Annotated in this window: 8 protein-coding genes; 2 read left to right on the plus strand and 6 right to left on the minus strand. The window is 52.8% G+C overall.

The genetic code is table 11. The features are described from left to right. Positions 1-274 precede the first annotated feature (274 nt). Together ACOCF6_RS23895 and ACOCF6_RS23900 are read left to right on the plus strand one after the other, a co-directional pair. Positions 275-1120, plus strand: a complete 846-nt coding sequence (locus ACOCF6_RS23895) for a PstS family phosphate ABC transporter substrate-binding protein (protein WP_482463023.1) — start codon at positions 275-277, stop codon at positions 1118-1120. Beyond that, positions 1117-3339 (plus strand): putative bifunctional diguanylate cyclase/phosphodiesterase, encoded by a 2223-nt coding sequence (locus ACOCF6_RS23900; RefSeq protein ID WP_482463025.1) that lies wholly within the window; start codon positions 1117-1119, stop codon positions 3337-3339. The genes ACOCF6_RS23895 and ACOCF6_RS23900 overlap by 4 nt, the downstream gene beginning before the upstream one ends. 39 nt (positions 3340-3378) lie before the next feature. On the opposite strand, the gene ACOCF6_RS23905 is transcribed toward ACOCF6_RS23900, so the two are convergent. The 6 genes from ACOCF6_RS23905 to ACOCF6_RS23930 all read right to left on the minus strand — a co-directional run bounded on the left by ACOCF6_RS23905 (position 3379) and on the right by ACOCF6_RS23930 (position 12811). Then, positions 3379-3948 (minus strand): hypothetical protein, encoded by a 570-nt coding sequence (locus ACOCF6_RS23905; protein ID WP_482463027.1) that lies wholly within the window; start codon positions 3946-3948, stop codon positions 3379-3381. Positions 3949-4143: 195 nt separating this feature from the next. Then, entirely contained in the window at positions 4144-6801 is a 2658-nt protein-coding gene (locus tag ACOCF6_RS23910; RefSeq protein ID WP_482463029.1) for an OmcA/MtrC family decaheme c-type cytochrome, read from the minus strand. Positions 6802-7251: 450 nt separating this feature from the next. Then, positions 7252-8610: a sigma-54-dependent transcriptional regulator gene (locus ACOCF6_RS23915; RefSeq protein ID WP_482463031.1), complete on the minus strand. Its 1359-nt coding sequence runs from the start codon at positions 8608-8610 to the stop codon at positions 7252-7254. Between the two features lie 36 nt (positions 8611-8646). Beyond that, the gene (locus ACOCF6_RS23920) at positions 8647-10641 is read right to left on the minus strand and encodes an ATP-binding protein (RefSeq protein WP_482463033.1); all 1995 of its coding nucleotides are present in this window, start codon (positions 10639-10641) and stop codon (positions 8647-8649) included. A gap of 251 nt (positions 10642-10892) precedes the next feature. Then, the gene (locus ACOCF6_RS23925) at positions 10893-12434 is read right to left on the minus strand and encodes a sigma-54-dependent transcriptional regulator (RefSeq protein ID WP_482463035.1); all 1542 of its coding nucleotides are present in this window, start codon (positions 12432-12434) and stop codon (positions 10893-10895) included. Beyond that, positions 12431-12811: a response regulator gene (locus ACOCF6_RS23930; protein WP_482463036.1), complete on the minus strand. Its 381-nt coding sequence runs from the start codon at positions 12809-12811 to the stop codon at positions 12431-12433. The genes ACOCF6_RS23925 and ACOCF6_RS23930 overlap by 4 nt, the downstream gene beginning before the upstream one ends. Between the last annotated feature and the right edge of the window lie 12 nt (positions 12812-12823).

The following is a 12823-nucleotide window of genomic DNA, read 5'->3' on the forward strand; positions in this document are numbered from 1 at the left end:
AAGGGCTTAGCCATTATCGGTTAAGTCCTTTTTGTATTATGTATTCTCTCACGTATCCCGAGAGGACGTTACCTGCCACGAACAAAAAAGTCTTTCACACATAACGAATGATTATCATGGCCTGAAACCGACACCCCTGAACAACTTGCACACAACACCATCCCACTCGGGGCATTCTATTCCATTCTCGCTTGATACTTGTTTGCTATTTCGGGTATTTCATGTAAATTCCATTACGATTTCAATCTAACAAAAACGATACTGGAGTGGGGACATGATGATCAGGAAATCATTCACACCGTGCATTCTTTTCTCAATTGTTTCTCTGCTGGCAATTCCCGGCCTCTGCCTGGCGGCTGACACGATTATTATCAACGGTTCCGGCAGCGCTCTTGATTTGATGAAACCAATGATTGCGGCCTTCCAAAAAACAAACAAGGATATACGCATCACCATGGACAAACCGCTTGGCAGTTCTGGTGCTGTCAAGGCGCTCCTGGCAGGTGCCCTGGACATGGTGATGAGCAGCAAACCACTCAAACCGGAGGAGATTGCCAAGGGAGCCAGGCAGGAGAAATACGGGCTGACCCCCCTGGTCATCATTGCTGAATCAAATGTCCGCAAGACAGATATCACAACAAAGGAACTTGAAGATATCTACACCGGCAAAAACACCACATGGCCGAATGGGGAGCCAATCCGACTGGTTGTACGACCACACGAGGATGTGGACAGCAGGATCCTGGGCACCCTTTCTCCCGGAATGTCTGGCGCCATAAACGCAGTCAGATCCCGTCCCGGAATGTTAGTCGCAGTCACCGACCCCGAGGCCTATACAGCCGTATCGAAAACACCCGGTGGGATTGGGGCAACCGGCATGACCAGTATCATTGCCGAAAAGATTCCGGTTACGTCACTGACGCTGAATGGGGTAACGGCCTCACCGAAATCACTGGCCAACGGCACATACCCGCTCTCAAAGGAAATCAGCATCGTAACGACCCCCAAAACACCACCTGCAGCCCATAAATTAATCAGATTTCTTCTTTCTCCGCAAGGACGCGCCATCGCGAGTAAAACCGGCGTTCTTGTGACCACTGGAGCTGCGGCACGCAAATGACCCAGATAAACCGCTCTCTCCAGCGCCTGACCCTTATCCTGGCCTGGGGCATATCCTCGCTGATCGTGGTATTGACTCCCACAGCCTATTTTCTGATTTCCAACCAAAGCCTGCAAAGTACACTTGAATCACAGACCGTGCTCACAGCCAACACAGTGAGCGGCATTATACAAGCCAATCCGAAAATGTGGTCTTTTGAACAGGTCAGACTTTCGGAATTGCTGGAACGCAGGGCTCATGACGAAATCCCACAGATAACACGGATTCTGGACCTGGCTGGCAATGAAATTGCCCGAAACGACACCATCTTACCGGCGCCTGTAGCTTCACACTCTCTTAACATTCACGATGCAGGCGCAGTGGTTGGCAGTATATCAGTATCCCGGTCACTGCGGCCGTTACTCCAGCGTACGGCCATAACTGCATTTTTCTCACTCATCGCTGCTACAGTCCTTTTTTTCATTTTCCGGGGGCTGCCGTTAAAGACCATTAAAAAAGCATTTGAGACACTGGAGGAAAGTGAAAAGAGGTATCGTTCGCTCTACGAAGCCATGGGAGAGGGAATGGCACTGCACCGGGTGGATCTTGACAAAAACGGGGAGCTCTCTTCACTCACCGTGATAGATGCCAACCCCAGTTGCATAGCCATGTTCAACGACAAACTGGTCGGGATGATCGGACAAAACAGTTTTGAGCTGTTTGGGGATACCTTCCGGGAATTTATCTTAAAGATGCTGAAGGTACTTGATCAAGGCGATCCCATTTCCTTCGAGTTGTGCCTGCCGGGTACAGGCAATTACTACAACGTCCAGAGCTTTTCTCCCAATCAGGGCCTGATCGCAACCCTGTTCGAAGATATTACCCAAAGAAGAAATTCTGAACAGCAGATTCAAAAGATGGCCTATTTTGACGCCCTGACCGGTCTTCCCAACCGGGCCCTCTTTTATGACCGCATCAAACAGGCTATTGCCCTGGCAGTCCGCGAAAAAACCTGCATGGCGGTGCTGTTCCTCGACCTGGACCACTTCAAATACATCAATGACACCTTGGGGCATTCCATTGGTGATCAACTGCTGATCGAGTCCTCCCAGCGCCTGAGCCTACAAATCCGCACCAGCGACACACTGGCCCGCCTGGGAGGAGACGAATTCGTTGTCGTAATTTCACGACTTGGTGAACAATTGAACGCTACCTACGTTGCCCAAAAACTGATCGAATCACTTCAAGCCCCTTTCAACATCCAGGGAAATGAACTGCATATTTCTGCAAGCATCGGAATCGCACTGTATCCGGACGACGGCATCAACGCCGAAACGCTCATCAAGCACGCCGATATGGCGATGTATTACTCCAAGGAAGCGGGCCGCAACGCGTATAATTTCTTTTCACCGCTCATGAATCAAAAAGCGCTCATGCGCATGGAAAACGAGACCGGCCTGCGCCATGCACTGGAGCGGGAAGAGTTCTTTCTCGAATTCCAGCCGATTATTGATCCGGATACCCAGGCCATAACAGCAGCAGAAGCACTGGTCCGCTGGAATCACCCCACCCGCGGGAGGATTCCGCCAAACGAGTTCATTTCCCTGGCTGAGGAAACGGGACTGATTCTTCCCTTGGGTGAATGGGTGCTGCGCACTGTCTGCCGCACCATGAGATCCTTGAGTGATGAAGGTCTCCCGGCTATCCGTTATTGCGTCAATGTATCCAGCCGTCAGATAGATCAGCAGAACTTTCCAGAGATAGTCAGCAGCATTCTGCGGGAAACCGGCGCCAATGCTGCACAGCTCGAGATAGAGCTTACCGAAAGCTGCCTGGTCACAAACATTGATAAAAGTATTTCTGATGTTTTCGGGATGAGAGACTGGGGGGTCACCATTGCTATTGACGATTTCGGCACCGGTTACTCATCATTGAGCTACATAAAGACCCTGCCCATCGATCACATCAAGATCGACCGGTCTTTTGTCACTGATGTCAGCTCGAATATCCAGGATCAGGCGATCGTTGAAGCCATCATTACCATGTCAAAAAAACTCGGCATCCGGAATATTGCTGAAGGAGTTGAGACGCTTGAACAGTTGGTGTTTCTGCAGGAACGCGGCTGCAGTGAGATTCAGGGGTATTATTTCCACCGCCCCCTTTCCCTGGATGCCCTCAGGGTACTATTAAGGACGCAGCATGATCTCAGCCGGGCATCGCACACGCAGGGATTCAACTAACAGATAACGTCATCCCATCCCGCTGGATGATGTGCAGCATTAAAAGTATGACTTCACTTCAAAATTCCTGTCGGCTATTTTTTCAGCATCCTCACTGTTGAACGAGAATTCATGTACCATCAGGCCATTGATCATCCGTGTCGCCTGTTGCAAATGAATGATGATTTCCCTGACCGGCCGACCTGTCTTGTCGATCTGCGCTTCTGCTTTATTGCCATATGCTATCTTGACAGAATGGTCGGCATTTTTTGCATCTTCTACAGACCCTTTGGCTTTGGTTTTCGAAATCAGGAAACTGGCCGATGCCGGTAACAGCTGCTTCATTTTGACGCTGAAAAAGTCGATTTCTCCCGAGATTGTCAATACATGCTCGGCATCCTTGCGTTGCTGGTCAGTCAGATTGAATTTCCTGGGATGGATGATCTTTTCTCTGCTGTCTTTCACAATATCCGTTGTCAGGTTTGTCGCCTCGTACATTTTATTTTTATCACCGGCTTGAACTCCCTGCATAAACTTGAGAGCAGGTGCATTGTCTATGCTGTGGTCGCTGCAACCGACAATGAGCATCCCTGCTGCCAACATTCCCACCAGCCATACTGTTGTTCTCATATGTGCTCCTTACATTACATAGCCCGAGAGTGGTAAACACTCTCAGGCCATTGGATTGTGTGCAGATTGAAATTCCGTGGCACGGGCTACCGTACCACGGAATCGATGTACCTCATTGTTTGTGTTTGTGTGTATTTCTAACATACTGGCGCACTGACGGGAATACTACACCATCCCCGTCAGTGCGAATTACTACTAACGGTGAACAGACTTGATGTCGATTGCCTTGCCGGGACCATGGCAAAACAGACAGGCTTCAAAATTTGCCCCAATGGCCAAACGGGTTCCATTGATCGTACCACCATTTGAAGTCATATGACCAATTGCAACGCTGTCATCGTGGCACGAGAAACATGCTGCGGAGATCGGCGAGGTCACCAGAGTAGTTGCCGCTGCAGGGGTTGTCACACCGGTAGCAGCTGCAAAGCTGAAACCGGAACCATAGACTCCGCTGGCAACGACGAAGGGCGAGATAACAGTGTCGGTGCTGAGGACAGTTTCAGACCCGGTTAAAATGGAGTAAGCAGCTGCATTGATTGTTCCTGTGGCAGTGGTGCTCCACAGGAGATTTGGTGTGGCGCTGCTGGAAGCAGCGGCGCTGAAGTCATAGGTGCCGGTGATGTGGCACTGCTCGCAGTTTCTCAGGTAACCGGGATAGGTAACGCCCCAGTACTTAGCCCCTGCAGTAGCTTCCCAGGAGAATTTGTTGGTACGTTTCGCTTTGGCATGGATAGCATGAACTGCATCCTTGGTATTTACCGACCAGCCAGAATTAACCTTGTTGGCGGTGTGGCAGAACGAGCAGGTCGGTGCATCGTTGCGCTGACCCGAATGGAAGGTCGGTGCAATGCCAAGTTTGGCATGACAGGCGTTGCACTTTTCATTGCTGACGATAGCACGGCGACCGGTAAATTTGTCGGCGACTTTCCAAACGTTTGGAGCAACTGTTATGAGACCGCCAAGATTTGTAGCGGCGTTATACGAATATAAAGGCACATTGGTCTGGGTAAGCGGTGATGTATTGATACCTGGTGTTATGGATGAACCATAGGTATAGCCGATTCCGCCGGTCAGCATGGTAGCCGATGCAGGTACAATCGCGCTGTCGATGGTGAGGGTGTAATATCCGCCGGTATCAGGCACAGGTGAGATGGTTGCCAGTTTCGTACCTATTGCAGTGCCATTCCAGGCATTTTTGATGTAGGCACTTGTAGAGGCGTTAAAATCTGCCGGCTTTACAATGCCGTCTTGAGGAACGGCAAATGCAAAGTAGGCACTCGGTGAACCGATAAAGTCGTTCATCAGGTCGGTTGCGCCGGCTCCAAAGGTGTTGAAGACAACATCTGTTCCATCCTTCTTAAATTTAAAAACAATCACCGGATGCAGTGCAGCATTCACGGAAACGCTCTTAACATCCCAGGTAATGACCGCAGCACCAGGAACAATTGCACCAGCTGCAGGCAGATAACCTGAGAACGTGTGGGTATTGGTGCCACCCATTTCAGGGCTGGTGGGATCTGGAGGAAGAACAGCAACGTGCTTGTCGGTAACATCTGAATGACAGCCATTGCAAGAGGTGTTTGGTCGAGCTCCTCTTGCATGGCCGGTTGCTGCACCTGCATTCGTGGTACCTAGACCAGTGGCAAAGTCAATGCCGTTGTGGCATGAACCGCAGTTATTGATGTTCGCTTTGGACTTCCAGTTGACGCCGTCAACACCTGCATGGCACTTGACGCAGTTTCTGATATCCTGCGGGTAGGTAATTTCTTTGTATAAACCTTTCATCAGGTTTGCAGTGCGGGCCAGCGGTTTGGTCGGATTGATAACCGATTCTGCAGGTGGTTCCACGGGAAGTTTTTCACCCATATGAATGCGGTGTATCAGGGTTACAAATTCGCCTTCTCCGGAATTGTTCGTGTTGGTATGGCACATTACGCACAGCTGTGTATTCCAGCGTGCGAAATGACCACCCGCGGTCGCCAGGTTAAAGTGACAGCCGTTACAGGCCTCTGTTGTAACGATATCACGGGCTGGAACAGTCTGCATGGCACCGGTGGCCGGAATGAAATCATATACGACTGCCAGTCTGTTCTGAGCAAGGAAGCTGGTGTTAACCGTGTTCGTTGGGGTGAGCGGACCGGTAGCGGTAACGCCGGGGGTTGCGATCGATGTTACCGTTACGCCGATACGATGTATGGCAGCCTTATCGTATGCTGCATTAGGGTTGGAGGTAATGTCCGAACCAAAGGTAATGGTATAAGTACCATCGCCCTTGTCGACTACGGTATACCCGGGAATCAGGACAGAACCGACGGGATGTGCTGCCAGGTCAAGACCGTTCTGATTTGACGGCACAAGGGTTTTACCCGGATCAGCCATAGGTTTTGTAACAGCACCGGTCACCGCTTTCATGGCGGTACCGGTTCCGGTTGTAGCGAAGGCCAGCGGGGCTGGCAAAGAGATGCCCTTGTCGATGTAGTTTACCCAGTAGGAGCTGGTGTTCGTGGTTGTATTTTCAGGCACAAGCTTGGCAATATGCAGTCCGAAGGTTTTCAGGCCCGCAATGCCGGCACCGCTGACCTTGTCGACAACCTGGATCTCGACAACCGGATTTTTTCCAGGAATGGAAGCAGTCAGAATTTTACCGCTTGGAATAACGGTATTCAGATTGTCATTTGTAAACGTACTGGCATTGACGGTTCCGGTGGTCGTTACCGGATTGGTGCCGTTAGTACCATTGGTGCCATTGGTACCATTCGTCCCGTCACTACCGGAGCAGCCGTTCAGCATGAAAGCCACCGTGGTTGCGGTGGCCAATAGCAGACTGATTCGTTTGCATAAAATTCGTTGCATACTACCTCCTTGGTTGATGTTGGGTGATGTTCCCGTTTCGATGCAGCGATGAACCAGTTGAACCTACCTAATCACGCATCTCCTTTATGCGCTGCTGCAGATGATTTCAGATGACGTGTATAATTGTTCACACTTCATTCATGAGAGATATTTCAAACCAACATCTTATAGCAACTTGCGTGCCTTCGAATTTAACTCAATAATAACTTGTAGTTACACAGAATAGCCCATCATACAACGACAGAATCGTTCAATATCCGGCGAAGGCATGCTGTGGTTTTTATGGTAAATGGAGAGCAACTATCTGAATTACCGAGGTAACTTCTGCAAAAGGGGGTTTTGTTCAATATCCGGCGGTGGGCGGCAGCGAAGGGAGCGGTCACAGACAGAAACGCCAGGAATGGGGGGCACCACAGCGCTTGTTCAATATCGGTCGTTGGTGATTCAGGGTCAGGCGGGTTTATGGATCTGGTATCTCTTCATCTTGCTGTAGAGGGTTCCGCGTGCAACACAGAGCGATTCGGCGGCCTGGGTAAGATGCCAGTCATTCTCCTCAAGCGCAGCCAGAATCAGGACGGACTCGGCTGAAGAAAGCGAGCAGTCGTGCAGGGTTAACAGAAAATTGGCAGGAGGGGCCTGGCGGATCTCGTTCGGAAGGTGTTCGAGAAAAATCTGATGTCCCTGGCAGAAGATGACGGCATGCTCGATGACATTAGCCAGCTGGCGCACATTGCCGGGCCAGGCGTAGTCGCGCAGCATGCTCATGGCGGCGGCGCTGATGCCGGCAATATTCTTGTCAGCCTTTCTCCGGTACAGTTCAAAAAAGAAGTTGGCCAGCAGGGGGATGTCGGATTTGCGCGAGCGCAGTGACGGCGCCGGCAGTGAGACGACGTTGATCCGGTAGTAGAGGTCCTCGCGAAAGGTCTTCTCCTTGACAGCGGAAGACAGATCCTGATTGGTGGCACAGATCACCCTGACATCCACCTGAACCGTGTCGGTTCCACCCACCCGCTGGAAGCTGCCCATCTCTAAAACGCGCAGCAGCGCCACCTGGGTCTGTATGGAGATATCACCGATCTCGTCGAGAAAGATCGTCCCGCCGGACGCGACTTCAAAAAAACCGGCTTTTCTGCTGATGGCCCCGGTAAACGCGCCTTTTTCGTGACCAAAGAGCGTGCTGTTGATCAGTGTTTCAGTCAGTGCGGCGCAGTTAACGCGCACAAACGGCTTGTCGCTCCGCCTGCTTCTGGCATGGATCGCCTCGGCAATCAACTCTTTGCCGGTGCCGCTCTCACCGGTTATCAGCACCGTAGCGTCGCTCTGGGCCACCTGCCGTATCTTTTCGAACAGTTCAAACATGATCGGGTCCTTGCCGACCATGTTCTCAAAACGCAGTTCGTCCCCCACGGGTTGCGGGGCTTCGCTCAGCAGCTGTCTGTGCTGCAGAATCTTTCCCAGCTGCCGCTGGATCATTTCCATGTCCAGCGGCTTCAGGATGTAATCGTAGGCGCCGCTCTTCATGGCCTTAACCGCCTTGTCGGCGGAATCCACGCTGGTCAGGAGCAGGACAAAGATCTCCGGCCACAGGGTCTTGATCTCTTCCAGCAGGGCCAAACCGTCCATGCGCGGCATCAGCAGGTCGGTCAGCACGATCTCGGCCGGTTCGTCGTGCAGCAAACGCAAGGCCTCTTGGCCATCGGCAGCCGTCCTGATGACAAAACGCTCATCGTCGGCCATGCCTCGACAGAAAAGCCGACAATAGGCCGGTTCATCGTCCACGTACAGTATGCGGCATTTTTCTGCGCTCATGTTTTGAGTCCCTCTGTTTTATTGGTGCGGATACTATCAGGCACGGGCGGGATCCACGGGCGACACGCCCAGTGGAAGACGCACGGTAAACACACTGCCCACGCCGGGTACGCTCTCTACCGTGATCTCGCCATGATGCAGGTTGACAATATCCCGGACAATCGGCAGTCCCAGTCCGGTCCCCACGCCAACCTCCTTGGAGGTGTAAAACGGTTCAAACAGCTTGGGGAGATCCTCACTGTCAATGCCGCAGCCGGTATCGGCGATAGCAACGTAGATGTTGTCCTGATCCGCCCGGGTGGTGATCGTTATCCGGCCCCACTGCTCAATCGCCTGTGAGGCGTTGATCAACAGGTTCATGAAGACCTGATCGAGCTGCTGCGGATAACAGAGCAGCAGCGGAATATCGTCGAAATCCCTGATAATGTCGGCCTTGTAACGCAGCTCATTCATCACGATGTTGAGCGTACTCTCAAGACAGTCGTGGATATTCGCCAAACGGGCTTCGTTCGTATCCTGCCGGGAAAAACCCTTCAGGTTCAGCACGATCCGGTTGACCCGCTCGGTGCCCTCAAGGGATTCATCAACCACGTCACCGAACTGCTCCAGCAGACTGTCGACCTTCAATGCCAGGCGGCGCTTTGCAACCAGGTCCAACAGCTCTGGTGATCCGCATGAATGAAGGGATTCCTGCTGAAACCGGACAAAGGTCGCCAGCTTCATCCAGAAGTTTTTAAGCACCTCCAGATTGCCGGCTACAAAGCCGATCGGATTGTTGATGTCGTGGGCGACACTGGCAGCCAGCTGGCCGATACAAGCCAGGCGGTCCTGCTGCAGAATGGTTGTCTGCTGGGTCTGTAGATTTATGCAGGCCTCTTCCAGCTCGCTGGTGCGGTCCAGGACCCGCTGCTCAAGATGTTCGTTCAATGACAGCAGGTTTTCTTCTGCCCGCCGCCGCTCTTGCACCTCTATCTCCAGTTGTCTGTTTGTTGCGGCCTGTTTTTCAAACTCTGCTACAAGCTGCTCCCGGTTTTCCTGCAGCCGTTTGTCAACCTTGGTAAGTACCCTGAAGGAATAGGTAAACAGCCCGACACACACGACAATACTGAATGAAACCACCTGTGCCATAAACAGTCTGAAAGACGCGATATCGGCCGTTTGATCGGTAAAGACAACAAATTCCCCGACATTTTTCAACGCGACATCCTGCATCGGAAATGACTTGACGCGGTAGGTGCGGCCATGCACTTCAAGTATTTTTCCGTATTTCCTGGCATCCGTGCCTGCCGCGAAAATAGTTTTAAAGGCCGTGGAAGATAAGCTGACGGTTTGATCAATCAGTACCCGATCCGGGAGAAAATCCCAATCAGGGGTGCGGCCGACCAGCCTCAGTCCATCTTCCCACGCCTCACGGACAAGATTTTTCTTATCCAGGAGCACGGCAAAGTCAATCAGGGAAACGGTCTTGAGATCCTGCAGGATCTGGTCGTACTCCTGACCGATTTCGATGTAACCGATCAGCTCGCCCTGCACCTTCCACGGATATACAACCCTGAGGGTGAATGTGCCGCTGCGGCCAAGCTCCAGTCCAGAAACCGGTTTTCCCTGTGCCATTGCCTGCTGCAGTGTAAATCGGGGGGGGGATTGACTGGTGTCGTGCGGATTGTACACCCGCAAAACCAGCGCTCCGTTGGAGTCATAAAAGTAGAAATGGGTAATCTGCTGCTGCCTGAACAACAGTTTCAAAATCGGGGAGCCGAGGTTTAAGAGGGCGCCCCGGTCTTTTGTCCGCATGGCGTCTTGAAAACTTCTCTGGTCTGATATGTATTCAGCTGCTGTGGTCATGAACTGGGTACGGTCGTTGATAAAACTCCGCAACACGTGCTGCAGGCGCTGATAGCGATTTACCAGCCCGCGTTCATAATCGTCCATGCGGATATGGTAACTGGTATACACAAAGGAACTGGTGATGATGATGAATGTGAGCGTCAGTGGGATCAGCACCTGGCTTCTGATGTTTCGTTTCAGCATGCTGCCTGCCTTACCCCGAATTGCCCCAGATCACGTATATCTTATAGGTGATACTTCGCATCTTACGTGCCAGAAGGACGTGCAACGGCCACGATGTTCAACAGCCTGTTTGTATTAATGAAAAAATGCGGAGTGTGTGCAGAAAGGACTTCATGGCGCCGGCGCAATCCGTCACATGCGACATAATCGTCATATGTAGCGGGGCGGATGGCGATTTTCGGTTTATCGATCTGCCGACGCTGCAGGGCAGGTCATGAATCGCGCAGGATGCCGAATTTCTGCATTTTGTAGCGCAGCGTACTGGCGTTGAGTCCAAGCAGCAGCGCTGCGCCCTTTTTCCCTTCAATGCGCCAGCCGCTTTTCTGGAGCGCCTGGAGGATCAGGCCATGTTCCAGCTCTCCGAGGGCTTTGACGTCCTGCACGACCAGTTCCTCGGTATTGCGGAAGGTATCGAAGCGGTCCAGGACCTGCAGTGCAGTCCCCTTGCTGATGATGACCGCCCGCTCGATGACGCTTTCCAGTTCGCGCACATTGCCGGGCCAGTGGTATTCCTGCAGGGCGCTCAGGGTGTCTTTTGAAACGGTCTCGATCCGCTTGCCGATTTTGAGATTGAATTTGGCCACAAAGTGATTGACCAGCAGCGGGATGTCTTCCTTTCGCTGGCGGAGCGGGGGGATAGTGATCGGAAAGACGTTGAGCCGGTAGAACAGGTCTTCGCGGAACCTGCCGTTTTTGACTTCGTCTGCCAGGTTGCGGTTGGTGGCGGCGATGATCCTGACATCGGTCTTGATGGTGCGGGGACTGCCCAGGCGTTCAAACTCGCCGTCCTGGATGACCCGCAGCAGTTTGCATTGCAGCTCCAGCGGCATCTCGCCGATTTCGTCCAGGAAGATCGTGCCGCCGTCGGCCAGTTCGAAGCGTCCGATCTGCTTGGTATCAGATCCGGTGAAGGCACCCCGTTCCCGGCCGAAGAGCTCGCTCTCCACCAGAGCCGCCGGCAGTGTCGTACAATCGACGGTGATCAATGGCCGCCCCTTGCGGGTACTGCTGCTGTGGATGGCGCGGGCCACCACCCCCTTGCCGGTGCCGGTCTCGCCCAGCAGCAGGACAGTGGCATTCATCGGGGCGACCTGCTCGACCTTCATGAATACATGCGTGAGGGCATTGCTCTGACCAATGATATCGCCGAAGTTGAACTGCCGGTCAACCTCCTGCTGCAGGTAGACGTTCTCGGCCTGGAGCCGGTCTTTCAACTGTTTTATCTCCGCATAGGTACCCTGAAGTGACGATTCTGCCCGTTTGCGTTCGTCTATTTCCTGGGTCAGCTGCATATTCGTTCTGATCAGCTCTTTTGTCCGCTCATGTACGATGACCTCCAGGTTGTCATGGGCGTTTTGCAGCTCCTCATGCAGCAACCTGACCTGCAGCAGCATCTTTATTCTGGCCAGCACCTCGGCGCCGTCGAACGGCTTGGAGATGAAATCCTCGGCCCCGGCCTCGATCCCGCGGATGCGGTTTTCCGTGTCTGCGTGGGAGGTGATCATCACTACCGGGATGGTGCGATGCAGATCATCGGATTTGATCCGGCGGCAGACCTCGAAACCATCCATGCCCGGCATCATCACATCCAACAGGCAGATGTCGATCCGCCCCTCCCGGATCTTCTCCAGCGCCTCCGGGCCGTTGATTGCCAGGACTACGTCATAGCCCCGCGGGGAGAGCATGGCCTCCAGCAGGCTGAGGTTGAGAGGTTCGTCGTCCACACACAGGATTCGCGCCATAACGTTATTCATATTTGTTCTTCCTCCAGCCATTGTTTTACCAGGTCGGGCAGTTCACGGGTGCTGATCGGCTTGGAAAGATAACCGTCGAATCCGGCTGCCAAAAATTTTTCCCGGTCGCCCTGCATGGCAAAAGAGGTCAGGGCGACAATCTTCAGCCCGCGGGTGGCCGGGTCCCCCTTCAGGATGCCGCCGGCGGTCATGCCGTCCATGCCCGGCATCTGTATGTCCATAAGGATCAGATCCGGAATCAGCTCCCGGGCCAGGGCCACCCCTTCATGTCCGTCAGCGGCCACCGACACCCGGTAGCCGTGAAACGTCAAAATATCCCTGAAAAGACAGCGGTTATTCTCGTTGTCCTCAACGATCAGTATCTTATGTGGCAACATGGTTATCTCCCG

It is taken from the genome of Geobacter psychrophilus (genome assembly GCF_056821595.1).